A 25,111-nucleotide genomic window follows, 5' to 3' on the forward strand; every position below is an offset into this window, starting at 1 on the left:
GGTCAGTCGGCCATCAACGCTTCAATCTCGGGAATGGTCTTCGGAACCGCGTCGGTGAGTACCCGGCAACCCTCTTTCGTCACCACCACGTCGTCCTCAATGCGAATACCGATACCACGCCACTTTTCATCGACGCTGGTGTTATCCGGCGCCACATATAGTCCTGGCTCCACGGTCAGCGCCATGCCCGGCTCCAACTGGCGCCACGCATCGCCCACCTTGTAGTCCCCGACATCATGCACATCCAACCCCAGCCAATGGCCGGTGCGGTGCATGAAGAACGGCGTGTACGCCTGCTCCTCGATGGCTTGTTCTACCGTTGTGTCCTTGAGCAGACCAAGATCGATCAAGCCCTGGGTGAGCACCTTCAGTGCGGCCTGGTGGGGATGATCCCAGTGATTCTCGGGACGAACTTCCTCAATCGCCGCATATTGCGCCGCCAGAACCACCTCATACAGGGCCCGCTGTTCATCGCTGAATTTACCGCTGACCGGGAAGGTACGGGTAATATCGGAGGCATAGCATTCCAATTCACAGCCTGCATCGATGAGCACCAGGTCGCCATCATTCAACGGGGCGCTGTTTTCAATGTAGTGGAGGATGCAGGCATTCTGACCGCCACCCACAATCGATGGATAGGCCGTGGAGCGGGCACCGCTTTCCATAAAGGTGTGGATCAGCTCAGCTTCCAGGGCGTACTCAAAGACACCTTTGCCGGCCCGCTTCATCGCCCGTTTGTGGGCCTCGCAGCTGATCTCGCCGGCCCTTGCCATCACCTTGATCTCCGCCGCGCTCTTGTACAGGCGCAAATCATGGAGCAGGTGTTCCAGTGCGACGAACTCGCCGGGCGGATGAGCACCTGAGCGAACCTTGCTGCGGATCACCTTGACCCAATCCATCACCTTGGTATCAAAATTATGATCTTTGCCTAGTGGGTAATACACCCTGCTGCGGCCTTCGATCATGCCGGGCAGGATGTCGTCAATGTCGGCAACGGGAAAGGCATCGTCCAGGCCGAAGGTCTCGATAGCGCCTTCGGGGCCCGCCAGGAAACCATCCCAAAGCTCCTTTTCCGGATTCCGCTCCTTACAGAAGAGTACCGACTCACCATGCTCCCGGCCGGGTATCAACACCAGGACCGCTTCCGGCTCGCCAAATCCGGTCAGGTATTGGAAATCACTGTCCTGGCGAAACGGATGCAGGACATCCCGGTTACGCACCCGTTCGGGGGCGGCTGGCAAGATGGCAATGCTGTCCGGCGCCATTCGCTCCATCAGCCGTTGCCGGCGATCGTTGAATTCCTTGACGGGTATCAGTGAAGCCATGATGTCTCCCACGGGTATCAGTGTTGTTCAGTGCAAAGTCGGGGTATTGGGCGACGGCTTTTCCGGCGGATTGAACTCAGTGAACACCGCCAGAGCACCCAGCCGTACGTATTCGACGATTTCCATCAGTTGTTGTTCGCTTTCATCGTCTGGCTCGTCATCGTCGGCCACCTGACTGATCGCCACCATGTCTTCAATGAGTTCGCGAATCTCGTCCGGCGCCTCGCCCAACGCTTGGCCAGCGGACAGCGCCATGCCTTCAAGGAAGCCTCGCACCCAGGAGGTGAGCGCTTCCAGGCGTTGCTCGATGGCGTAATCATCGTCCGGCAGCAATGGCTGAAAACTCATATCGGTAGCCTTGAGCAGCTCGAGCGTCTGGTCATAGGCCGATGCCATGAATTCCCGCAGGTCGTCTGATTCGTCGGTCGCGGTCTGTGGCAGGCCCATGTGCTCACATACCATGGCCAGCCATTCCTCTTCACTGATACGTGCACCAGCAGCAAGCCGGCCACAAAGCACCCCGTGGAGCTCCGATGGATGACTGAAAGCCTTGTGAGCGGTAAACACATTTGCCCAGCGCTCAAACGCGACGGCGCGGGAATTGGAGGTGTCGGTTTCGGACATGAAACGGGACGGTCCTGTATGAATGAGTGAAGGCCCTATCCTAGCATTCAGCCGCATTTAAGACACTTGCCCTCTTGATTCCGGGCCGGGAAAGAGTAAATTATGTTATAACATACCACTTCATTGAGAGTGTCGCCCCATGCCAAAGAGAATACCCACGCAGCCAAAGCCACGCACCCGTCGCCCACATTCACTGATGTCACTCGGTTGTGTAATCGCCGTTAGCGCGCTCGCATCGACCGCCTGGGCTGACGACAACCCGGGCGCGCACGACCATGGCCACGCTCGTTTACAGATGGCGCTGGAAGATAACCGTATTGACCTGATGCTCAACTCACCGGCCCATAACCTTGCCGGGTTCGAACACGAAGCGCGCTCAGAGGCGCAGAAAAACCAACTGGCAGAAATCAACCGCTGGCTGAAAACCACCCCTCTGATCAACACCGTAGCAGCCGACTGTCACGTCACAGCGGCTGCTGTGGAACTCGGTGGAGGCGAGGAAAGCCATGGCGAACATAACCATCATGATCACGGCCACGACGACCATCATGAGGAAGCCACTCACCGGGAATACGATGTGACCCAGCAACTGGAATGCGACCGCATCGAAGCCGATCAGGAATTCACATCGGCACTGATGGAGAGATTCGAGGGGATGGAGGAGCTCACTGTCGAATGGGTCAGCCCCTCTGGCCAGGGCAGCGCCCGGCTGACATCCTCAAACCAGGCATTCGCTTTCGACAACTGACTCACGAACGCCCTGCTGAGGCACTACTCCTCGTAGGGCGAGACGTCCTCAGCCACGATGGAGTAGGAGGACGAAGCAATGTCGTTCTCGGTTTTCTCAATCTTCAGGGTGCCTTCAATCCATACCGGATCGTAGAGTGCTTCCAGCTTGAAGCCCTTCTTGTACTTGACGTGAATGATCTGGTTCGGAGGTGGCGGCGGCACGTGTATGCAGGCGCCATAGTATGGCACCAGGAAAAACTCCAGAATGCGCATATCCTGTGTGGTTTTCAGTGGCACGACAAAACCCGGAATCCGGCCCGACCGGCCATCCATTTCAGGCACCACACGGCCGGTCATGATTTCGTCCGGTAATGTGGCAGGGCCATCACCCTCATGGGAGACTTCTGGCATATTCTCGAGTAGGTTGAGATCTTCCTCTGGCATCAATTCCAGCCAGTCGATCTCTTCCGAAGCGTCTTTTGCGCTAACGGCGGTAGAAAGGCTGAAGACCGCAACCAACGCCACCATTAACAGGGTGGCGAACAGGGAGCGTTGCCGCGACCGGGATTTCAAAGGTTCTGACATAAAACTGACGTCTCCTGTAACGATTCAGGGATCATACACCGGATGACCAATGCCTGACATGACCGGCAAGACAGATTTGCACAAAGAGAGTTCTGTAACCCCAGAGAGTTCCGTAACTCCACGGCAGACCCTCCGCATCAGCGAACTCACTTTTCGCTGGGGCCGAGCCCAGCCGTACATCCGCTATCCCGACGTGACACTCAACAGCGGTGAACACCTTTTCCTCCGGGGTCCCAGCGGCAGCGGCAAGAGCACACTTCTGAGCCTTCTGGGAGGCCTTCTCGTGCCGAATTCCGGTAGCCTGGAGTTGCTGGGCACAGACCTGGGTGGCCTGTCCAGCGGCCAACGCGACCGATTCAGGGCCGATCACATGGGCGTTATTTTCCAGCAGTTCAACCTGGTGCCTTACCTATCCACTCTGGAAAACGTCACACTGCCCTGCCGGCTTTCACGGAAACGCCAGGCACGTGCCCTGCCCTCGCCGGGGCAAGAAGCCGAATCCCTGCTGACCGCTCTGGGCATTCCTCAGAGCCATTGGCACCGACGGGTAACAGGCCTCAGTGTCGGCCAACAACAACGGGTAGCCGCCGCCAGGGCGCTGACCGGCGCGCCGGAATTGATCCTGGCTGACGAGCCCACCTCAGCCCTGGACAGCGACAACCGGGACCGCTTTATCGAACTGTTACTGGGGCTGGCGGCGGAAAAACACTCATCCGTTGTCTTTGTCAGCCATGACAAAAGCCTGGCGCAACGTTTTACCCACCAACTGGCCCTGGAGGTGACCCCATGAACCTTCGGCTGGCGTTATCTCTGGCCATGGCAAGCCTCTGGTATCGGCGCAGGGTACTGGCGCTGGTGACCCTGACCTTGACCCTCAGCATCACCCTGCTTTTGGGCGTCCAGTACCTTCGCACTGAGGTCAAACAGTCCTTTACCAACACCATTTCCGGTACCGACCTGATTGTGGGCGCTCGCAGCGGCCAGTTAAACCTGCTGTTGTACACTGTCTTTCACATCGGTGACGCCACCAACAATATTCGCTGGAGCACCTACAAGAAACTGCAGGAGGATGAGCGCATCGGCTGGCTGGTCCCCATTTCTCTGGGCGACAGTTATCGTGGGCACCGGGTTGTCGGCACCAGCGAGCAGTTCCCGGAACACTTCCGCTACGGCCGGGACCAGAAACCCGACTTGGCCGAAGGAGAATGGTTCGCCGATGTCTTCGATGTGGTGTTGGGGGCCGAAGTGGCCCGCAAGCACGCCCACCAAACCGGCGACAGAGTTGTCCTGTCCCATGGCGGCGGCAAGACCAGCTTCTCCAACCACAAGGACACGCCATTCACGGTCACTGGCATCCTCGCCCCCACTGGCACGCCCGTGGATCAGGCGGTTTACATAAGCCTGGAGGGCATGGAAGCCATCCATATTGGCTGGGAATCCGGTGTTGCCATCCCCGGGCGAACAGTCGCACCAGAAGAGGCCAGGCAACGGGACCTGACACCGGACGCCATAACCGCTGCATTCGTAGGCATCGACCGCAAGGTGCTGACGTTCCAGGTTCAGCGCCAGATCAACGAATCGCAGCTCGAACCGCTGTCGGCGATTCTCCCGGGAGTGGCACTCAGCGAACTGTGGCGAATCATGGGCCAGTTCGAAAAGGCCTTACTGGGAATCACCGGCTTTGTGGTGGTTACCAGTCTGATCGGGCTCGTGGCCGTGTTACTGACTCTGCAAGCGCAGCGCCGGCAGGAAGTGGCGATTCTCAGGGCTACTGGTGCTTCTCCGGCACTCATCGCGGTATTGCACGTGATCGAATGCCTTCTGCTGGCAATAGCGGCCTGCGGCCTGGCGATACTTGCCGGAGCGGCCGGCATTGCGGCTCTGAGCCCCTGGCTTCTGGAAACCTGGGGCGTTCAGGTCGGCCTGAGACCACTAAATACAACGGAATGGTCGATCATCAGCAGCGTACCTCTGGCGGCATTGTTCGTGGGCCTTATTCCGGCGCTCCAGGCCTGGCGCGGCAGCCGTAAACAAGGGCTGGGACACGTGGCCCCGGAGTGACGGACGTCACGCAACGCAGGCCATGACATCCCTGTAAATTGACCAGCTTGCAGTCCACACTTATAGTTAGTTCACTTCTTTGATACAGGCGTTGGACGACTCATGGAACAGTCCGAACTACAGGCATTGGCGGACAAACTCGACAGATTGATCGAACACTGTCGCAAACTGGAACGTGACAACGCGATGCTGCGCGAGCTGCAGGACGACTGGAACCGCGAGCGAGCGCAGCTCATGCACAAGAATGATCTTGCCAAAAACAAGATTGAAGCCATGATAGGCCGCCTTCGAGCCCTGGAGCACCACTGATGGCACAGCAGCCGACAACCGTCGAAGTCAAGATTCTCGACAAGGAATATCTGGTCGCCTGCCCGCAGGAAGAGCAGGAAGCACTGCTTCGCTCCGCCAGGCACCTGGACACCAAAATGCGGGAAATACGCGCCAGCGGCAAGGTATTCGGTACCGAACGTATCGCCGTGATGGCAGCCCTCAACATCACCAATGAGATGCTTGAGCGGGACACCATGTCGGATACCGCCAGCTCTATTCTCAACGCCATGGACGAAAAGCTCGATACCGCTTTGGGCGAGGGCACTGGTAACTAGTCCTTACACAGGAATCCGATTCAGGTGTTGCAATCAGCCCCGCCAATGCCCGTATAATGAATTGAACTTCCTGGGCTGTTCGCTGGTCGGATTCGTCCTCGAGCCGATGCGCACTACCCAGGTGGCTACTTCAGGGCATTGTGAGCACGTCCCCATGCGGGGAAAGCCTAATATGTCACAGCGGCCACCGACCTTGAACTTTGGGTTCAAGGGCCACATCCGATAACGGCAGCCCGGGAAGCTTTAATTTCAACCAAGACCATTAGAAGCTCGACAGTTCATCCTGCAGGTCGCGTTTCAGTTCTTCCGGCTCGGTTATCCACAGGGTTCCATCCAGACCAGGCAACACCCCAACGTCCAGACCGTCTTTCGTCAGACCAGGCACCCATTTTCTGAAAAAATCCGGCAACGGAATACGCTTTGGCGTGAGATCGTCAGAACCTTTTCCATACTCTGCCGCGAATACCTCACTCGGCCAAACGGGTAAATACTCCACCTCGCCATCTTCAGACACGATTTTCAGGAAACGATTCTCCGTATTCACCAAAATCCAGACCTCACGCTCCTCCCCCACCTGGCTCAGGAAGTAGTCGTATCGTTCTTCCCCGTCTGATTCGAGGACACTTGTTAATTCATCGTTGTTCATGGATCGACCTACTGTTGAACGAAAACGTTGAAGGGCCAATGATAGCCTATCGACCTGCCACACCGACATCATCAGAGAGCGGCTACGTTTTTCTGTACAACAGGGGCAACCAGGTGGTAGAAAAAGCCTTATGTTGACCAACGTTATTTCAGCGCACCCCTTCGAAGAACACCCTGGCTCGCAATCCCGAAGCAATCTTCGCAAAGCCCTTCGGAAGAAGCGCCGCTCGCTGTCTGTGGAAGAGCAACAGATTGCCGCTGACCAGCTTGCGCTGAACCTGTTGAAACATCCCGACCTTTTCAGGGCTCGCCACGTTGCCGTATACCTTCCCAACGACGGTGAAATTGATCCCCAGGTGTACGTTCATGTTGCCCGCAGGCGGGGTATACGCTTTTATTTGCCGGTACTGCATCCGGTTCACCGTGGCAGACTGGTATTCAGCCCCTTTATCGATGGGACCGAGCTGACAGCCAACCGTTTTGGCATTCCGGAACCGCCGTTCCACAAGGGGCTGGAGCGGCCACCATGGGCGCTCGACGCCGTACTGTTTCCGCTGGTGGGGTTTGATGGTTTCGGTGGGCGGCTGGGCATGGGCGGCGGCTTCTACGATCGCACCTTTGCGTTCACGCGAATCCGGCCACGCCTGGCACCGAAGCTGATCGGGCTGGCCCATGACTGTCAGAAGGTATCGGAGTTACCGCTGGAACCCTGGGATATCCCTCTGCACAGCGTGGTGACTGACAGAGAGCGTTACCGAATGAGGGCGAAGAGTTCTCGGTAAGGTTTAGTCTCGAACGGCGGACACTGTAAAGGCTTCGCTATCGGAGGCCGTAGGCTCATCATCAGCAGCCTGAAGCGACGTGAAGCCTGTAACAACAAGGCCAACGGCAAAAATCAGCGCAATCATCCGGATAATGTCAGGCTTGCGGCCCATGGGGGGATTCTCCGGTATCTGAAAGAGTAAAAACGATCTAAATCAGCTCACTATTCTTGTTTTCAAGAATTAGACGAAAGACTAACACCTATCTTGCATTTTACAATTTTTCACAGATTAAAGTTTTGTAAGACTTTCTAGAGCAGGAGTTCACCGTCCGGATTGGGTACGGCTGGCCTGATCCGCGTTACCCAGACTTATTGTTCCCGGCTCCCAAAAACAGCTGATAAGCCTCATTGTCAGTCATGTTTTCGTAGCGGAAGCCGACCTTTTCGAGCATCTTCTCGAAGTCTTTCACTTCGTCGTCTTCCACCTGAGCGCCCAGCAGAACACGGCTATAGGCCGCACCGTGGTTGCGGTAGTGGAACATGGAGATGTTCCAGCGGGTTCCCAGTGACATCAGGAACTTCAGCAAGGCGCCTGGACGCTCCGGGAACTCGAACTGGAAGACCTTCTCGTTGGTGATGGTTGGCGCATGACCACCCACCATATGGCGAATATGCTGCTTCGCCAGATCGCTCTCAGTCAGGTCTATGACGGAATAACCGGTTTCCCTCAGATCCTGGATAAGGTCCTCGCGGCCATGACCTCCCGCCGCGATCTGGATGCCCACGAAGATGGTTGCATTGGTGGCATCGGCGTAGCGGTAGTTGAACTCGGTGATGCTGCGTTTGTGCAGGGCGTTGATGAACGTCTTGAAGGCCCCCGGCTTCTCCGGGATGGTCACCGCCAGGATGGCCTCGCGCTTTTCACCGATTTCCGTGCGCTCCGAGATATAGCGCAGGCGATCGAAGTTCATGTTGGCACCACTGAGGGTGGCCACCAGGTTTTCGTTTTCGATCTGCTCGCGCTCGATGTACTTCTTGATGCCCGCCACGCCGAGCGCACCGGCCGGCTCGGCGATGGAGCGGGTATCCTCGAACACGTCCTTGATGGCGGCGCAGATTTCGTCGGTGGACACGGTGATGACTTCATCCACGTGGTCCTTGCAGATTTCCCAGGGGTACTCGCCAATCTGCTTGACTGCCACGCCGTCTGCGAAAATGCCCACCTCGTCCAGCACCACACGCTTACCCGCTTTCATCGCCGCCTGCAGGCAGTTGGAGTCCTCGGGCTCAACACCGATCACCTTGATTTCAGGGCGCAAATACTTGATATATGCGGCCATACCGGCAATCAGCCCGCCCCCGCCAACGCAGATAAAAATGGCATGAATAGGCTTACTGAATTGCCACATAATTTCCATGGCAACAGTACCTTGCCCGGCGATCACGTCCGGGTCGTCGTAGGGCGGGATGTAGGTGTAGCCGTGCTTTGCAATCAACTCCTGGGCATGCGCTGCTGCTTCATCAAAGGCATCGCCCTTGAGAACGACCTTAGCGCCGTGGTCACGCACAGACCGTACTTTGATCTCAGGCGTGGTCTGAGGCATGACGATGACTGCCTTGATACCCAGATTCTTGGAAGCCAGGGCCACGCCCTGGGCATGATTGCCAGCAGAGGCACAAATCACACCCTTGGCTTTCTGTTCTTCAGAGAGCTGCGCAATCCGGTTGTAGGCACCGCGAATCTTGAAAGAAAACACCGGCTGAAGGTCTTCGCGCTTGAGCATAATGTTGTTGCCAAAGCGCTTTGAGAGGCTGCGAGCCTCGGTCAGCGGGGTCTCGATGGCCACGTCGTAGACACGGGCATCGAGGATTTTCTTTATGTAGCGTTGCGGCATGGGTCCGTCCGGAAGTTGGTGTTTTGTCGGAAAAACCAACAGTGTAGAAACTTTGCCCGGGTTCCGTCTATAAGCAGGTCGCCCGGAAGGGCTATAATGGCGATCTTAACTACATTTTCCTGCGAAACCGGAGTTGATCGATGAATCAGGACGAACTGAAGAAAGCCGTCGCCAAGGCCGCACTGGACCATATCAGACCGCATCTGGATCAGGAGAGCGTTATCGGCGTGGGCACCGGCAGTACGGCCAATTGTTTTATCGATCTTCTGGCGGATATCCGCACCGATTTCGACGGAGCCGTTGCCAGCTCCGACGCCACGGCGGAGCGCCTGAAGAGCCACGGCATTCCGGTGTACGACCTCAACAGTGCCGGGCACCTGGAATTTTATGTGGACGGTGCCGACGAGACCAATGAGCGCCTGGAACTGATCAAGGGCGGCGGCGGCGCCCTCACCCGGGAGAAGATTGTGGCGGCGGTGGCCAAGACATTTATCTGCATTGCCGATGGGTCCAAGAAGGTGGATATCCTGGGTGCGTTTCCGCTTCCGGTGGAGGTGGTACCCATGGCCCGCAGTCATGTTGGCCGCGAAATCGTCAAGCTGGGTGGCGACCCGGTTTATCGCGAGGGTTTCACCACCGATAACGGCAATATCATCCTGGACATCCACAATCTGGATATTTCCCGCCCGCTTCAGGTGGAAGAGCAGCTGAACAATATTGTGGGTATTGTGACCAATGGCCTGTTTGCTCGACGGCCTGCGGACTTGTTGTTGCTTGGTACTGAAGATGGGGTGAAGACGATCTCCCGCAAGGACGGCTAACGTCGGAGGAAACCACGAAGAGGTAAACTCATCAGGGGCACGCTGTTAATACGTCCGTGTACGCTCGACAAAAACATCCATGTTTTTGACGTCCCCTGATGAGCCCACCTCTTCGTGGCCCTGACTCTTTTCGGGCCTTCCAGGAACCAAGCGCTTGCTTGGTTCCTTTTTTTGCGTGAAACTGCTCTCATGATTTCCGATTGAGGGAGGCTTTCCGTGTCTGATTATTTCAACGATACCCACGAACAGGTTCGCCAGAGTGCCCGCAAGTTCGTTGCCACTCATGTGTTGCCCAACATAGACGACTGGGAGGAAGCCGGCGAGTTCCCGCGGGAGCTCTACAAGACCGCTGGGGATGCCGGGCTGCTTGGGGTCGGTTTTCCGGAGAGTCTTGGCGGCATTGGTGAAGGCGATATCTTCATGAAAGTCGCCGTGTCCGAAGAACTGATGCGCTCCACCTCTGGCGGCCTGGTGGCCGGCCTGGGATCGTTGGATATCGGCCTGCCGCCGGTGGCAAAGTGGGCACAGCCGGACGTGAAAGAAGCGATTGTTCCGCCCGTGCTGCGTGGCGAGAAGATTGCCGCGCTGGCAGTCACTGAGCCTGGCGGCGGGTCTGACGTTGCCAATATCAAAACCCGGGCCGTCAGGGACGGCGATGACTACATCGTCAACGGCAGTAAAACCTTTATCACCAGTGGCATGCGCGCCGATCATTACACGGTTGCGGTTCGCACCGGTGGCGAAGGCCATGGTGGCATCAGTCTGTTATTGATTGACCGCGATATGCCCGGCTTTTCCACCGGCAAGAAGCTCAAAAAAATGGGCTGGTGGGCCAGCGATACGGCGGAGCTGTTTTTCGAGGACTGTCGGGTGCCTGCCAACCGCCTGATCGGTGCCGAGAATGCGGGCTTTATCGCGATCATGAGCAATTTCCTGTTCGAACGCCTCAGCTTATCCATCATGGCCTACATGACGGCCGAGATCGCCCTCGAGGCCTCGATAGCCTGGGCCGGCCAGCGGGAAGCTTTTGGTCGTCCCGTTAACAAATTCCAGGTCACCCGTCACAAGCTGGTCGACATGGCCACCCAGGTAGACGTGGCACGGGAGTACACCTATCGCTGCGCTGCACTGATGCAGGCAGGCAAGAACCCTATCAAGCAGGTTGCTATGGCGAAGAACTTTGCGGTGGATGTGTGCGAGAAAGTCACCCGCGAAGCCGTTCAGATCCACGGCGGCATGGGGTATATGCGGGAATCCGTCGTGGAGCGGCTTTATCGGGATGGCAAGATCCTGTCGATCGGTGGCGGTACCGATGAGATCATGAAGGAGCTGATTGCCAAGCAGATGCGGTTGTAACGGTAAGGCGATACCAACGTTTAGTTTCGATCCACACCATTGTCCCGTATAATTGCGCCCACTTTTTAATCGCAGTTAAACGCACTTCAGAAAGGATCGATCATGAACTTCGACCATATCCCTGCTGGAAAGAACCCGCCAGAAGACATCTACGTGGCCATCGAAATCCCGTCCAACAGCTCCCCTGTGAAATATGAGCTGGACAAAGACATGGGCGCACTGCTGGTAGACCGCTTCATGGCTACGCCAATGTTCTACCCAGCCAACTACGGCTTCATTCCCCATACCCTGGCAGACGACGGCGACCCCATTGACGTGCTGGTGGTTACGCCGTATCCGGTTCAGGCCGGTTCCGTGATTCGCTGCCGCCCGGTTGGTGTGCTGAATATGGAAGACGAAGCCGGTGGTGACGCCAAACTGGTTGCCGTACCCCATGACAAGCTCACCAAGAGCTATACCGACGTGAAAGATGTGGACGATCTTCCGCAGCTGCTCCGCGACCAGATCCAGCACTTCTTCGAGAACTACAAGACTCTCGAACCGGGCAAGTGGGTCAAGGTTCAGGGGTGGGCCAATGCGGCCGAAGCCAAGAAGGCCATTGAGGCGTCCGTGAAAGCCTACAAAGGCTGAGAAACGGGGCTTTCAGAAGATACAAAAAACCGGGCTGCATGGCCCGGTTTTTTTTGCGGCAAGGCTAAACCAGCATCAGCCTCGGGTTAACAGATCACGCATGTCGCTGATCGCAGCACTGGCACGGGACAGGTACGCCGCCATCGTCAGTGAATGATTGGCGAGTACGCCGAAACCGCTACCGTTCAGGATCACGGGGCTCCACATCTCCCCCTGTGCGCCTTCCAGTTCAATAATGATTTGTTTGACACTGGCCAGGGCATTCTTGTCGTTCAATACCTTGCGAAAGTCCACTTCTATGGCCCGGAAAATGTGCAGCAAAGCCCAGGAACTGCCACGGGCCTCATAAAACACATCGTCAATTTTCGTCCAGGAAGTTTTGACTTCTTCACCTGCAACATCCTCTGACAGTGGATCGTCGGGATTGATGTTCGCAACCGCGTCAGACACCGAGGCTTTGCCGACGCTCTCACCCAAGGTGCGGGAAAGACTTCCCAAACGAGTCTCAAGGTCCGCCAGCCAGTTGGCCAGATTGTCGGCCCTGGCGAAGAATTGGGCGCTAGGTTGCTCCGGGCGGGATAAGCGATCCAGGTAGCTATACAGGGCCTGGATGCCACGACGATACTCCGCCTCGGTGGACGGAATCGCCCAGCTGCCACTGTCGAAATGGAACTGGGGCTCGGCAATCGTAAGATCAGGGTCCTCAGCGGACTGGCTCTGGGAACGGCTGATATCCTTGCGCATGGCCCGAGACAGGTCGCGAAGCTGAACGAGCACGCCATATTCCCAGCTGGGCATGTTGTCGAGCCAAAGTCCCGGAGGGAATATGTCGTTAGAAACGTAACCGCCAGGCTTATCGAGAAGCGTTTCCGCAACACGGATCATAGTTACCGTGGTAGCAAATCCCGCGACCGGTTCACGCTGCATTTCTTGGGCCACGGTACGGGTGTGATCACGCACCGAGAAAACGTCCGGCTCGCTGCTCCAAATCATGCCGAGCACCAGCGCAACAAGCAGGTAGACAACCACAACGGCCAGTATAAATTTGCCGACAACCCCACCGCCGGTGTAGTCCCGAACGTCGTCTTTGCGATCACTGAAATACTGTCTGATTTTTCCTGGCATCGGTTTTCAGTTCCCCTGTCTGTCGTTTTATCCCGGACGCTATCCGTTTGCGCACTGCGAATACCATGAAGCAACGGCAACATTTATGCAATTTGCAGCGCCCTTGCGGCACTAGTGCTGTGAATGACCGGTATTCCCCACCTCAAACGGCCGGCCCAGATGGTAACCCATCGCGCCATCGATACCGACACCCTGCAGTGCTGCATATTCACCGGCGGTTTCAACCCCCGTGACGTAGACCCGCACGCCGCGGCTGTGGGCAATCGTGGTCACGGATTCGAGGTAGAAACGGTTGTCGTCATGACTGTCGATATCATGAACAAAACTGTTATCAATACGCAGCGCCTGGAACCTCAGATTTCTCAGGTAGCTGAAGGGCACCCCACCTACACCAAAGCGGTCGACAATCACCGGTACCTTGAGCCGGTTCAACCCACGCACCAGGAGTCCCACCGCCGTCCGGTGGTGGTGAACAGCCTGCTCGGAAATACCAATCTGCAATCGCCGGCGCTCTTTGCCGGCTGCGGACAGTTGTTCCAGAAGCTCCTTACGGAACGACTCGCTGGCCACCGAGACCATGCCCAGGCTTAATGCCAGGCGGGTGTCCGACTCCAGGCGCAGGAACGCCAGGGAACGCTCAAGCACCCAACGATCAATATCAGGGATCAAGCCGAAACGTTCAGCCATGGGCACGAAAATGCCGGCCTTGATCCAGCCATCCTCGGTTTTCATCCGGGAAAAGACCTGATGAAACAGCACCCCTTCATCGCCATTGCTGATCATCGGTTGCATCCATAACGACATCTGTTCCCGGGCGATTGCCTCGCCAATCATGACTCGCCATTTTTCACTGTCATGGTGCTCAGGCCGGTCGCGATCAGCGGCATGACAGGCAGACCCCTCCTCCACCTGTGCCTGCCGAAGCGCTTCGTCGGCCGCCGACATCAGCTCGCCCGCTTTCCGAGTTTCAGCGGTCTGGGCAATACCCGCGTGAACGGAAGCGTCCATGGGAGCAGAGAGGTCAGAATAGATTCCGTCCAGTTCATCGACCAGTTGTCGGCACCAGATCACGCCGTCGGCACGTGAAACGCCCGGCAGGAACACAGCAAACCCGGCGCCAGTCATCCGGCCGGCAAACGAGTCTCCATGCGCTTGAATAAAGACACTCAGCACCTCCGCAATACGAACCAGCAAACGGTCCGCCTCGTCGCGACCATAGCTCTGGTTGTATTGGGCGAACCCCTCCAGTTGGATCAGGAACAATACACCGGGGGCGGACCGCTCCTCCGATTCCACTTCAACTTTTAAGCGCTGTTCGAACGCCTGCTGGCTCGCAAGCCCGGTCAGGCTGTCTTCGTTGTTCACCTTGCGCAGGTGCTGGATCAGTTTCGCCTGCCCTTCAAAGAGTCGACCAAGATCATCCGCCATCTGATTCATTGCGTGGGTAACCTGGTTCAACTCCCGAGTGGAAGTAATATCGACCCGGCGCCTGAAGTCCCGCTTGCCCAAGGCCTTGGCCTGCTTCTCAACAGCTCTGAGCGGACGCATCAGACGTGTAACCATCCAAAACAGGCCGATCAGCCCAAGGCCGCCAATCAGGGCAGAGCCGGCCACAATTCTAACGGTCACCACCCACAGGTCTTCGTACGCCCGGCCAGGGTGGCTCACAACACGAACCTTGCCCAGCTGGCTCCAGCCTCGCACCACTTCCGCTTCACCCGCCGGCAGGGGCAGATTCGCCAGCGACACGAACCAACCCGGCACATCCACCTCACGTAATGAGGTCTCCCGACCCGCCACTTCCTCACCCTGATTGTTGACATAGGCCACAGAGAGGTAACGGCCACTGTCGAAAACCGCATCGATCAATGAAGATGCGGCCACTGGGTCGCGACCGTCAATGGCATTGGATAGAGACAGACCAATGGCTGTGGCACCATCCCGAGCGTGGCCCTGGAGTTGGTCAGACATGTAATCCCGGAACCGGTCAAAACTGACGCTGGCCGCCGCCACCAGCACAAGCAGTAACATGCCACCGGTAAACAGCAACAGCAGACTGCGCAAGGTGATAACACCCTGCTGGCGAGAGATCTGTCGGTCGTTTTGCGTCCGTGCCATCACTGGCAGCCCCTGTCTGAAGCAACGATTGTCGGGTATCTGGTGTGACCTGTCCCGCAGAGTTGACAAACATTTACACAGCGTCACCTACGCCGACAACATTAAACACTATAGACTCTGCAAAAAGACTAATGTTGAAAATATCCGCCTGTACCGGAAACGGGCGGCTCAGAACGAGAAAAACACAGGCCGGAGCACCATGAACGACGATAGCCAGAAAGACAAACTCAGGCAGCACTTTGCTCGCCGCGTCACCACCCAGGCGCGCGTCGTCCTGGATACATGGCAAAAGATCCACGAAGACACTGGCCAGTCTGCCGCCTTCAGGGGCGATTTTGCCAGGGCATCCGACAAACTGGTTCGCTACGCAAAGCGCTTCGACATGGAAAGCCATGCCGATTCCGGGCGCCGGGTGTTCGACCTGATCGGCGAGTGGCCGGAAGGCACGGTGCTCCCCGAAGGCCTGGATCGCAAGCTCCAGGAAGCCATTGAGCAGCTGTCTCACTGCACACTGAGAAGAACCGACCAGGAAGCCAGCGAAACGCCCCAGCAATATCGACGGACGCCTGTCTATATTGCTCTGGCCGCCGAGGAGATGGCCAGCCGCCTGATCCGCCAGCTTGAGTTTTTCGGCTTCCGTGCGTCAGCATTCAACACTGCCGACAAGCTGATCGAAGCCTGTGCACTCCACAAACCCGAAACCATCCTGATGGACGTCAACTACGGCGGCGAGCCCCTAAGCGGGATTGCCACCATTGAACGGCTTCAGGAACGCCACGACACCCCCATCCCCATCATCTTCATGAGCGATGAGGACGGCACCATCGAGACCCGCCTGAGGGCGTCTCGCTGCGGTGGCGAGGAATTCTTTTACCCAGCGGTTGACCCCGGCCAGTTGATCGAGAAAATCGAAACCTACACCCACGGCAACACGGTGGAACCCTACAAGGTGCTGGTACTGGATGATTCCCGCGCCCAGGCCAAGTTCATGGAGACGGTGCTGAAAAAGGCCGGTATGAATGCCCACATTATCACCGACCCCATGGAAATCATTCATGCGCTGGAATCGTTCTCGCCGGAAATCATCATCCTGGACATGTACATGCCTGGTTGCACCGGCATGGAAATCGCGCGGGTGATCCGCCAGCAGGACCGTTTCCACAGCGTGCCGATCATCTACCTTTCCGCTGAGGAAGACGTCACCAAACAGCTGCATGCCATGAGCCTGGGGGGTGATGACTTCCTGACCAAGCCCATCGACCCGAAACACCTGATTTCCACCATACACAATCGTGGCCGACGTGCCCGATCGCTGCTGGCGCTGATGATCCGCGACAGCCTGACCGGCCTGTTCAATCACACCCACACCCTGCACCTTCTGGATCAGGAAATAGTTCGGGCGCGACAGAAAGATCAGCAACTGTGCTTTGCGATGATCGACATCGACTACTTCAAGAAGGTGAATGACACCTTTGGCCATCCCATTGGCGACCGCGTGCTACGAAGCCTGTCCATGTTCCTGAAACAACGCTTGCGCAAGACGGACCATATTGGCCGATACGGTGGCGAGGAATTTGCCATTATCCTGCCAGACACCCGCGAGAGCGATGCCCGTAACGTGCTGAACGAAATCCGCGAGCGTTTCTCGGAACTGCTGCAACCGGCGGGTGACCGGGAGTTTAACGTCACCTTCAGCTGCGGCGTTGCCGCCTGGAAAGAGGATACCTCCCAGGCCCTCTGCGAACGGGCGGATAAAGCCCTATATCGGTCCAAGGCCCAGGGCCGCAATTGTGTGACCGCCGCCGGCGATTGAACCCAATCGCCACTAACTGGATATCCCCACTAACGGCCCCGCTCTCGGGGCCGTTTTATGAAACCAACGTCTTATAGAACTCCTCTTCGCCCTTCACGACAATGACCGTGCAAACGACAAAGAGTGCTCTTGCGTGGGCAGGATACTTTTCGACACACACCCGATTGTCAAAAAGTGTTGATCTGAAGACTTCAAGAACGCACCATTGAGGGAAAATGTCGCTAAATTCGGCGATCCTGTAAAAAAGTCAGCAAGGCAGACGAAATCATGTCGACCATACTCGTACTTCATGGCCCCAACCTGAACATGCTCGGAACCCGCGAGCCGGAGGTGTACGGCCACGAGTCGTTGGCAGACATTGACGACCGTTTGCACCGGAAAGCCGCCGAAGATGGCCATCACCTGCTACATTTACAGTCAAACGCGGAATATGAACTGATTGAGCGGATACATGAAGCCAGATCAGAAGGGGTTGATTTCATCATCTTCAACCCGGCGGCGTTCACCCACACCAGTGTTGCGCTGCGGGACGCCATGTTGGCCTCGGGCATACCGTTTATTGAGGTCCATCTTTCCAACGTGCATGCGCGGGAAGCATTCCGTCATCACTCATACTTTTCTGATATCGCCGATGGCGTTATCTGCGGGCTGGGCAGCCTGGGGTACGACCTTGCACTCAAAGCCGCCCTGCAACGAATTCATCGATAGAACTGATTAAAACGGGATCGGACTGACTATGGACATTCGCAAGATCAAGAAACTTATCGAACTGCTGGAGGAATCCGACGTCGAGGAGCTGGAGATTCACGAGGGTGATGATTCGGTTCGCATCTCACGGCGCCGTGAACAACTGGCTGCGCCACAGTATATGGCACAGTATCCGTCACCAGCACCCCAACCTGCCTCACCGCAGCCGTCCGCGCCAGCCGCCGACGAACCTGCAAAACCGGCGGCACCTTCCGGCCATGCGGTGAAGTCGCCGATGGTCGGCACCTTCTACCGCTCACCCTCGCCCACGGCGAAAGCCTTCGTGGAAGTCGGGCAGTCAGTGAAAGCCGGGGACGTGGTGTGCATCGTCGAAGCCATGAAGATGATGAACCAGATCGAGGCAGACAAAAGCGGTACCATCGCCGAAATCCTGGTGGAGAACGGACAGCCGGTCGAGTTCGACCAGCCGATGATCATCATTTCCTGAACCCGGTGATACTCTCATGGCTATGTTAGAGAAAGTCCTGATCGCAAATCGCGGCGAAATTGCCCTACGCATCCTGCGTGCCTGCAAGGAGCTGGGCATCAAAACCGTGGCTGTCCACTCCCAGATCGACCGCGACCTCATGCATGTCCGCCTGGCGGACGAGTCGGTCTGCATCGGCCCCAACAGTGCCGCTGACAGCTACCTGAACATCCCCACCATTATCAGTGCAGCCGAAGTCACGGACTCCGTCGGCATCCATCCCGGTTACGGCTTCCTCGCCGAAAACGCGGATTTCGCTGAACAGGTTGAAAAAAGCGGCTTCCGCTTTATCGGCCCCAGAGCCGACACCATTCGCCTGATGGGCAACAAAGTCTCTGCCATCAATTCAATGATTGCAGCGGGCGTCCCCACCGTGCCCGGCTCCGACGGCCCATTGACGGACGACGACAACCGTACCCTGGAAGTCGCCCGTAGAATCGGCTACCCAGTGATCATCAAAGCCGCTTCCGGTGGCGGCGGCCGTGGCATGCAGGTCGTTCACTCTGAAGCGGCTTTGCTAAAGAGCGTGCAAGTTACTCAGACTGAAGCCAAGAATTCCTTTGGCGATGCTACCGTCTACCTAGAGAAATACCTTGAGCGCCCCCGCCATGTAGAAGTCCAGATACTGGCCGACACCCACGGCAACGTCATCCATCTGGGCGACCGGGACTGCTCCATGCAGCGTCGTCACCAGAAGGTACTGGAAGAGGCGCCAGCCCCGAACATCGACCCGGAAGCGCGGGCGAAAACCCTGAAAGCCTGTGTCGACGCCTGTAAAGAGATCGGCTACGTGGGTGCGGGTACGTTCGAATTCCTGTACCAGGACGGCGCTTTCTACTTTATCGAGATGAACACCCGAGTGCAGGTGGAGCATCCGGTGTCAGAGATGGTGACCGGTGTCGATATCGTTCGCGAGCAGCTGCGTATCGCCAGTGGACTGCCCCTGCAATACACCCAGGACGACATCAAGATGACCGGCCACGCGCTGGAATGCCGCATCAACGCAGAAGACCCGCAAACCTTTGTACCCAGCCCGGGCAAGGTCAAACACTTCCATGCACCCGGTGGTAACGGCGTGCGAGTCGACTCTCATCTGTACAGCGGCTACACGGTGCCCCCGTTCTACGACTCCATGGTGGCCAAGCTGATCACCTGGGGAGACGACCGGGAAATTGCCCGCCGCCGCATGAAGAATGCGCTGGATGAACTGGTGGTCGAGGGCATCAAGACGAACCAGGCGCTGCACAGGAAACTGGTACGCGATGGCGGCTTTAAACAGGTAGACTTCACCATCCATTATCTGGAGAAACTGATACGGGACTAACCCGACCAGTCGATTCGTCTACCAAACAGGACACCCACATGCCCTGGATACAACTACAGATCCCGGCTGATCCGGATAACGCGGACCAGCTTGAGGATCTGCTGATGGAGATGGGCGCCGAAGCCGTCTCCATGGAAGATGCCGCAGACCAGCCCCTGTACGAGCCTGACCCGGGTACAACGCCGCTCTGGCACCAGACCAGCGTCACTGGCTTGTTCGGGTCTGATCGCGACATTGAAGAGCTCTGCGCCGCCGTTAAGGATGCCTGGCATCAGCAGACACAACAGTCGCTGCCCAACATCGACGTCACCCTGGTGGAAGACAAGGACTGGGAACGCGAATGGATGGACGACTTCAAGCCGCTGCGCTTCGGAGACCGGCTATGGATTGTGCCCAGTTGGCACGACGCTCCGGACCCAGACGCTGCCAACCTGCTGCTTGATCCCGGCCTGGCCTTCGGCACCGGAACTCACCCCACCACGGCCCTGTGCCTGGAATGGCTTGATGGTCAGGAAGTGGCATCACGGCAAGTGATCGACTATGGCTGTGGCTCCGGCATACTGGGTCTTGCTGCTCTCTTGCTGGGTGCTGACCACGTTATCGGGGTCGATACAGACCCCCAGGCACTGGAAGCCAGCCGGGAAAACGCGCGCCGCAACAAGGTTGAAGAAGACCGGCTGGACCTGTTCCTGCCCGGGGATGAACCCGATACCATGGCGGACATCATGCTGGCCAACATACTGGCCCAGCCATTGATAGGCCTGGCACCCAGGTTGGCAGCCAAGGTAAAACCGGGCGGTGATATTGTGCTGTCCGGCATACTGTCCAACCAGGCCCGGGAGGTCATGGAAGCCTACGAGCCCTGGTTTATCATGGACGAGCCGGAACAGCGCGAGGAATGGATACGGCTCACAGGACGGCGCAACGACAGGTGACGAATTCTGCCGAACCAACTAAACTCCGTGACTCGTAGCGATGCCGCCTACAGGAAAGAAGCATGACCCAGAGCAGCCTGCAGACACGATGCCCAAAATGTGAAACCCGATTCCGGGTCACCGACGCGCAGCTGAGCGTAGCCAGCGGGAAAGTGCGTTGCGGCAACTGCATGGCGGTGTTCAATGCCGTCGAACACCGGATAAGCGAGGGCTCTTCAAGCGCCTCCAGCCCAAAGAGCGACTCGACCACACCGGGACAGCAGGATGCTCCGGCAGGTCAGGGGTTCACCTCGGATGATGACCTGATTTTTGCGGACAACCCCGAAGAAGATGCGGCCGAAGGCCCATACGCCGGTACTCGGCTGACCTTCTCCGACGACGAACTGAGCGATAGCTTCCGCACCGTCGACGAGCACAGCGGCGGCACATTCGAAACAGACAATAACGACGAAGAAACCCACGAAAAAATCGATGAAAGCTGGGCCGAGGCAATGTTGTCCGAAGAGGATGACACCAGGCGTAGAGCCACGCCCGCCTCAACGGAACTTAAGCAGCCAGAAGAATCTGCGGAATTCGAACAACCAGAATCGGAACCGCGCGAAGACGAGCCGTTTGAGGAACCGGCTTGGAATGAGCCCGAAACACCACCACGGGAACCCGAAGACCTGAGCCTGGAACCCGCAGAAAATGCGGATGGTTTCTACATTGATGAACCCCAATCGTCGTCCTTCGACTATGACGACGCCAGCCCGGTAACCGACAACGAACCTCTTATCGCCGCCTCACCCTACAGCAACCTCCACAGGGAACCGGTCTCTGTTGCAGGCAATCGCAGGGGCCGCGTGAGAACGGCCCTATGGACCCTTATTATTCTTGCACTGATTGGCGTCCTGGTGGCGCAAGTCACCTGGTTCCAATTTGACCGCCTGTCCTCCATACCGGAGCTGCGCCCCTTCTATGAGCAGGGCTGCGAGATCGCCGGTTGCGAACTGAAACCGCTGATCAACGTGGATACCATACAGAGCCGCAAACTGGTGGTCAGAACCAACCCGGAAAACCGCAGCCAACTGGTGGTTGACGCCGTCATCATCAACCGGGCCGCCTTCGAACAGCCCTTCCCCGCCATCGCCCTGACGTTCTCCAATCTGAATGGTGATGTGGTCGCTCAGAGCGTGTTCACGCCGGACGAGTACCTGGCGGGAGACGGCCGTGATCTTGAGGCGATGCCGACCGATACCCCGGTCAGGATCGTCATCAATATCCGCGACCCCGGAAAGGACGCCGTAAACTACAATATCGCCTTCCGCGCCTACCAGGAGTAAGCAAGTCCTCACTCAACAGAAAGTGGGGACGGCCACCGAATAGACTGAAAGTCAACCAGAAAGGACGAAAAATAATCAATTTTTTCATGGCTTCGCCCCTTCAATAGGATCTCTGCCAGCGGTATCATTACCGCCCTTCGGATCAAGATCGGTTACTTATTGAGCAGCCGTTCACTTCCGACGTTCGCTTAACCCGCTGTTACACGGATTCAGATCATGCTGCCAACGGCAAAAATCGGGCCGTATACCCTGCCCAATCCGTTGATTGTTGCACCTATGGCCGGTGTAACAGACCGTCCTTTTCGCCTGCTCTGCCGGCGAATGGGTGCGGGGCTGGCAGTCTCCGAGATGGTCATTGCGGACAGCAAGCTCTGGCATACGCGCAAGTCACGAACGCGCATGAACCATGAGGGTGAACCCGAGCCCCGTTCAGTGCAGATCGCCGGTGGCGACCCTGAAATGCTGGCCAACGCCGCCAGACTGAATGCCGAGTTCGGCGCCCAGATCATTGACATCAACATGGGTTGCCCGGCCAAGAAAGTGTGCAACAAGGCCGCCGGCTCAGCGCTGATGAAAGATGAGGCGCTGGTGCGGGATATTCTGGAAGCGGTCGTGGCCGCTGTGGATATCCCGGTCACGCTGAAGATGCGTACGGGCTGGGATAGGGAGCATCGAAACGCACCGCTGATTGCCCGCATGGCAGAAGACGCCGGCATTCAGGCCCTGGCCATTCATGGTCGTACCCGCGCCGATGCCTACAAGGGCGAGGCCGAATACGACACGATCGCCGACGTGAAGTCCCGGGTGAGCATTCCAGTATTTGCCAACGGCGACATAAACTCGCCAGAACAGGCACAGCATGTACTGAAATTCACCGGCGCTGACGGGCTGCTGATCGGCCGTGGAGCACAGGGACGGCCCTGGATTTTCCGGGAAATCCTGCATTTTCTGGAAACCGGCAGGCACCTTGCGGAGCCGCCTGTGGACGAAGTGGAACAGGTATTGAGTGAACACCTGGGTGCGCTGCACAGCTTCTATGGCGAAACCATGGGTGTGCGAATCGCCAGGAAACACGTGGGCTGGTATCTCCAGACCCACGACGAAGACAAACAGTTCAGAAAACGCTTCAACGCCATTGACTGCGCGATGGAGCAGAAAGACAGTATTCAACAGTACTTTGCAGGCTTACGAAATGGAGAGGTATTCGCAGCATGACCGCTGAGACTTTGGCTAAAGACAATCTGACCCCACCTGCCAACGATGATATTCATCAGTTGCAAACGGTGAACAGCAGCGGCAACACGGTTACCCTGCGCGACAGCGTGGAAGTTGCCCTTAAAAACTATTTTGCCCAACTCGATGGCGCCCCGGTGACCGAGGTCTACCAACTGGTGTTATCGGAAGTAGAGGCCCCGCTGCTTGAACAGGTGATGAAGTACACCCGCAATAACCAGACCAAGGCATCGACCATGCTTGGCCTGAACCGCGGCACCCTGCGCAAGAAGCTCAAACAGTACGGTCTGCTATAATCCAGCTACCCGATTGAAACGAGGGCCTCCCGGACACCATTCGCGAGGCCTTCATTCGTTCATACCCAGCAGAAATAAGTGACCCATGGCAAATCAGGCTAATACCCCCGTCCGTCGTGCGCTGATCAGCGTGTCCGATAAAACCGGTATCGTTGAATTCGGCCGTGCACTGACCGATCGCGGCATCGAACTGCTTTCTACCGGTGGCACCTTTCGCCTCCTACAGGAAAACCAGGTACCCGTCACCGAAGTCGGTGACTACACCGGCTTTCCGGAAATGATGGATGGCCGCGTCAAAACCCTGCACCCGAAAATCCATGGCGGCATCCTCGGGCGTCGCAGCACAGACGACGCGGTGATGGCAGAGCACAACATCAACCCCATCGACATGGTGATTGTTAACCTCTACCCATTCGAGGATGCCATTGCCAAACCGGACTGCGACCTCGCCACCGCCATCGAGAACATCGACATTGGCGGGCCCACCATGGTTCGCGCTGCCGCCAAGAACCACAACGACGTGGCCATTGTGGTGAACGCCTCTGATTACAGCCGTGTTCTGAAAGAGCTGGAAGCCAACGACGGCGAGCTGAGCTACACCACGCGCTTTGACCTGGCCGTGAAGGCCTTCGAACACACTGCCGGCTATGACGGTGCTATCGCCAATTATCTCGGCGGCCGCACCGCCGACAACGACAACGCCGATTTCCCTCGCACCTTCAACACCCAGTTCCTGAAGGTTCAGGACATGCGCTACGGAGAGAACCCCCACCAGCGGGCTGCCTTCTACACCGAGCGCAACCCCAGGGAAGCCTGCATTGCCACGGCCAAACAGCTTCAGGGTAAGGAACTGTCCTACAACAACGTCGCCGACACCGATGCCGCGCTGGAATGCGTCAAGCCCTTCGCCGATCCTGCCTGCGTGATCGTCAAGCACGCCAACCCCTGCGGTGTGGCCATCGGTGCTGATATCCTACAGGCCTATGACCTGGCCTTCGCTACCGACCCCACCTCTGCGTTTGGCGGCATCATTGCCTTTAACCGTGAACTGGACGCGGAAACTGCCAAGGCCATCATTGACCGCCAGTTTGTGGAAGTGATCATCGCCCCGAGCATCGCGCCGGAGGCCGTGGAACTGGTTGCCGCCAAGAAGAATGTCCGCCTGCTGGCCTGCGGCGAATTTGATGGCGAGCGCGCCAAATCCCTGGACTACAAGCGCGTCACCGGAGGCCTTCTGGTTCAGGACCGCGACCTGGGCATGGTGGCGATGGAAGACGTCAAGGTGGTCAGCGAGCGTGAACCGTCCGAACAGGAGCTGAACGACCTGCTTTTCGCCTGGGAAGTAGCCAAGTACGTCAAATCCAACGCCATCGTTTACGCCAAGGCCGGGCGCACCATCGGCGTGGGCGCAGGCCAGATGAGCCGCGTCTACAGTGCCAAGATTGCCGGCATCAAGGCCGCCGACGAAGGCCTTGAAGTCAAAGGCTCGGTGATGGCCTCGGATGCTTTCTTCCCGTTCCGCGATGGCATCGACGCCGCCGCCGAGGCGGGCATTACCGCCGTTATCCAGCCGGGTGGCTCCATGCGCGACCAGGAAGTGATTGATGCAGCCAACCAGCATGGCATCGCCATGGTATTTACCGGTATGCGCCACTTCCGGCACTAATCCGAC

The 25,111-nt window shown here is 57.4% G+C and carries 26 protein-coding genes and 1 other RNA gene; 19 read left to right on the top strand and 8 right to left on the bottom strand.

What is annotated here, in order from left to right; translation table 11 throughout:
- Positions 1-2: 2 nt before the first annotated feature.
- Positions 3-1,325, bottom strand: a complete 1,323-nt coding sequence (gene pepP / locus AC0B60_RS09985; protein WP_465085667.1) for a Xaa-Pro aminopeptidase — start codon at positions 1,323-1,325, stop codon at positions 3-5.
- Between the two features lie 27 nt (positions 1,326-1,352).
- Positions 1,353-1,949 (bottom strand): UPF0149 family protein, encoded by a 597-nt coding sequence (locus AC0B60_RS09990; protein ID WP_465085668.1) that lies wholly within the window; start codon positions 1,947-1,949, stop codon positions 1,353-1,355.
- Positions 1,950-2,088: 139 nt separating this feature from the next.
- Here AC0B60_RS09990 and AC0B60_RS09995 point away from each other — a divergent pair, with 139 nt between their 5' ends.
- Positions 2,089-2,697, top strand: a complete 609-nt coding sequence (locus tag AC0B60_RS09995; RefSeq protein WP_465085669.1) for a ZrgA family zinc uptake protein — start codon at positions 2,089-2,091, stop codon at positions 2,695-2,697.
- 23 nt (positions 2,698-2,720) lie between these two features.
- Here AC0B60_RS09995 and AC0B60_RS10000 read toward each other — a convergent pair whose 3' ends face one another.
- Positions 2,721-3,263, bottom strand: a complete 543-nt coding sequence (locus tag AC0B60_RS10000; protein WP_465085670.1) for a DUF3299 domain-containing protein — start codon at positions 3,261-3,263, stop codon at positions 2,721-2,723.
- Positions 3,264-3,312: 49 nt separating this feature from the next.
- Between AC0B60_RS10000 and AC0B60_RS10005 the strand changes: the two genes are divergently transcribed.
- From AC0B60_RS10005 to ssrS, 5 genes are all read left to right on the top strand, one after another.
- Positions 3,313-4,053 (top strand): ATP-binding cassette domain-containing protein, encoded by a 741-nt coding sequence (locus AC0B60_RS10005; RefSeq protein ID WP_465085671.1) that lies wholly within the window; start codon positions 3,313-3,315, stop codon positions 4,051-4,053.
- A complete protein-coding gene (locus AC0B60_RS10010; protein WP_465085672.1) occupies positions 4,050-5,324 on the top strand; it encodes an ABC transporter permease in 1,275 nt (424 codons plus the stop codon). Before AC0B60_RS10005 ends, AC0B60_RS10010 begins: the two co-directional genes overlap by 4 nt.
- Before the next feature lie 102 nt (positions 5,325-5,426).
- Positions 5,427-5,633 carry a TIGR02449 family protein gene (locus AC0B60_RS10015; protein WP_007153200.1) on the top strand — a complete coding sequence of 69 codons (207 nt, stop codon included), beginning with the start codon at positions 5,427-5,429 and terminating at the stop codon, positions 5,631-5,633.
- Positions 5,633-5,929, top strand: coding sequence for a cell division protein ZapA (locus AC0B60_RS10020; RefSeq protein WP_465085673.1), 297 nt, complete (start codon positions 5,633-5,635; stop codon positions 5,927-5,929). Before AC0B60_RS10015 ends, AC0B60_RS10020 begins: the two co-directional genes overlap by 1 nt.
- A 64-nt stretch (positions 5,930-5,993) precedes the next feature.
- Positions 5,994-6,173, top strand: a non-coding RNA gene (gene ssrS / locus AC0B60_RS10025) — 6S RNA.
- Positions 6,174-6,191: 18 nt separating this feature from the next.
- On the opposite strand, the gene AC0B60_RS10030 is transcribed toward ssrS, so the two are convergent.
- A complete protein-coding gene (locus AC0B60_RS10030) occupies positions 6,192-6,575 on the bottom strand; it encodes a DUF2750 domain-containing protein (RefSeq protein ID WP_465085674.1) in 384 nt (127 codons plus the stop codon).
- 130 nt (positions 6,576-6,705) lie between these two features.
- Between AC0B60_RS10030 and AC0B60_RS10035 the strand changes: the two genes are divergently transcribed.
- Positions 6,706-7,356 (top strand): 5-formyltetrahydrofolate cyclo-ligase, encoded by a 651-nt coding sequence (locus tag AC0B60_RS10035; RefSeq protein ID WP_465085675.1) that lies wholly within the window; start codon positions 6,706-6,708, stop codon positions 7,354-7,356.
- Between the two features lie 3 nt (positions 7,357-7,359).
- Here AC0B60_RS10035 and AC0B60_RS10040 read toward each other — a convergent pair whose 3' ends face one another.
- Positions 7,360-7,509, bottom strand: coding sequence for a hypothetical protein (locus tag AC0B60_RS10040; RefSeq protein WP_465085676.1), 150 nt, complete (start codon positions 7,507-7,509; stop codon positions 7,360-7,362).
- A 187-nt stretch (positions 7,510-7,696) separates the two neighbouring features.
- Positions 7,697-9,232 (bottom strand): threonine ammonia-lyase, biosynthetic, encoded by a 1,536-nt coding sequence (gene ilvA / locus AC0B60_RS10045; RefSeq protein ID WP_465085677.1) that lies wholly within the window; start codon positions 9,230-9,232, stop codon positions 7,697-7,699.
- A 140-nt stretch (positions 9,233-9,372) separates the two neighbouring features.
- Here ilvA and rpiA point away from each other — a divergent pair, with 140 nt between their 5' ends.
- The 3 genes from rpiA (at position 9,373) to ppa (ending at position 12,039) form a co-directional block, all read left to right on the top strand.
- Positions 9,373-10,053, top strand: a complete 681-nt coding sequence (rpiA, locus tag AC0B60_RS10050) for a ribose-5-phosphate isomerase RpiA (protein WP_465085678.1) — start codon at positions 9,373-9,375, stop codon at positions 10,051-10,053.
- Positions 10,054-10,269: 216 nt separating this feature from the next.
- The gene (locus tag AC0B60_RS10055; RefSeq protein WP_465085679.1) at positions 10,270-11,409 is read left to right on the top strand and encodes an acyl-CoA dehydrogenase family protein; all 1,140 of its coding nucleotides are present in this window, start codon (positions 10,270-10,272) and stop codon (positions 11,407-11,409) included.
- Positions 11,410-11,511: 102 nt separating this feature from the next.
- The gene (ppa, locus tag AC0B60_RS10060) at positions 11,512-12,039 is read left to right on the top strand and encodes an inorganic diphosphatase (RefSeq protein WP_465085680.1); all 528 of its coding nucleotides are present in this window, start codon (positions 11,512-11,514) and stop codon (positions 12,037-12,039) included.
- 75 nt (positions 12,040-12,114) lie between these two features.
- Here the strand turns inward: ppa and AC0B60_RS10065 are convergent, their stop codons facing one another.
- Both AC0B60_RS10065 and AC0B60_RS10070 read right to left on the bottom strand, forming a co-directional pair.
- Positions 12,115-13,164 (bottom strand): DUF2333 family protein, encoded by a 1,050-nt coding sequence (locus tag AC0B60_RS10065; RefSeq protein ID WP_465085681.1) that lies wholly within the window; start codon positions 13,162-13,164, stop codon positions 12,115-12,117.
- 111 nt (positions 13,165-13,275) lie between these two features.
- Positions 13,276-15,282 (bottom strand): bifunctional diguanylate cyclase/phosphodiesterase, encoded by a 2,007-nt coding sequence (locus AC0B60_RS10070; RefSeq protein WP_465085682.1) that lies wholly within the window; start codon positions 15,280-15,282, stop codon positions 13,276-13,278.
- 199 nt (positions 15,283-15,481) lie between these two features.
- Here AC0B60_RS10070 and AC0B60_RS10075 point away from each other — a divergent pair, with 199 nt between their 5' ends.
- The 9 genes from AC0B60_RS10075 (at position 15,482) to purH (ending at position 25,105) form a co-directional block, all read left to right on the top strand.
- Positions 15,482-17,095 carry a diguanylate cyclase gene (locus AC0B60_RS10075; protein ID WP_465085683.1) on the top strand — a complete coding sequence of 538 codons (1,614 nt, stop codon included), beginning with the start codon at positions 15,482-15,484 and terminating at the stop codon, positions 17,093-17,095.
- A 267-nt stretch (positions 17,096-17,362) separates the two neighbouring features.
- Positions 17,363-17,803 (top strand): type II 3-dehydroquinate dehydratase, encoded by a 441-nt coding sequence (aroQ, locus tag AC0B60_RS10080; protein WP_465085684.1) that lies wholly within the window; start codon positions 17,363-17,365, stop codon positions 17,801-17,803.
- 28 nt (positions 17,804-17,831) lie between these two features.
- Complete coding sequence (accB, locus tag AC0B60_RS10085) at positions 17,832-18,290, top strand: acetyl-CoA carboxylase biotin carboxyl carrier protein (RefSeq protein WP_465085685.1); 459 nt, start codon at positions 17,832-17,834, stop codon at positions 18,288-18,290.
- Between the two features lie 16 nt (positions 18,291-18,306).
- Positions 18,307-19,653, top strand: a complete 1,347-nt coding sequence (gene accC, locus AC0B60_RS10090; protein WP_465085686.1) for an acetyl-CoA carboxylase biotin carboxylase subunit — start codon at positions 18,307-18,309, stop codon at positions 19,651-19,653.
- A 38-nt stretch (positions 19,654-19,691) separates the two neighbouring features.
- Positions 19,692-20,588, top strand: a complete 897-nt coding sequence (gene prmA, locus AC0B60_RS10095; RefSeq protein WP_465085687.1) for a 50S ribosomal protein L11 methyltransferase — start codon at positions 19,692-19,694, stop codon at positions 20,586-20,588.
- A gap of 62 nt (positions 20,589-20,650) precedes the next feature.
- Positions 20,651-21,910, top strand: coding sequence for a DUF3426 domain-containing protein (locus tag AC0B60_RS10100; RefSeq protein ID WP_465085688.1), 1,260 nt, complete (start codon positions 20,651-20,653; stop codon positions 21,908-21,910).
- Between the two features lie 216 nt (positions 21,911-22,126).
- Positions 22,127-23,125, top strand: a complete 999-nt coding sequence (gene dusB / locus AC0B60_RS10105; RefSeq protein WP_465085689.1) for a tRNA dihydrouridine synthase DusB — start codon at positions 22,127-22,129, stop codon at positions 23,123-23,125.
- Entirely contained in the window at positions 23,122-23,439 is a 318-nt protein-coding gene (fis, locus tag AC0B60_RS10110) for a DNA-binding transcriptional regulator Fis (RefSeq protein ID WP_007154166.1), read from the top strand. The genes dusB and fis overlap by 4 nt, the downstream gene beginning before the upstream one ends.
- Before the next feature lie 85 nt (positions 23,440-23,524).
- On the top strand, positions 23,525-25,105 hold the full coding sequence (purH, locus tag AC0B60_RS10115; RefSeq protein ID WP_465085690.1) for a bifunctional phosphoribosylaminoimidazolecarboxamide formyltransferase/IMP cyclohydrolase: 1,581 nt from the start codon (positions 23,525-23,527) through the stop codon (positions 25,103-25,105).
- Positions 25,106-25,111: the final 6 nt, after the last annotated feature.

This window comes from Marinobacter sp. V34 (assembly GCF_055524115.1).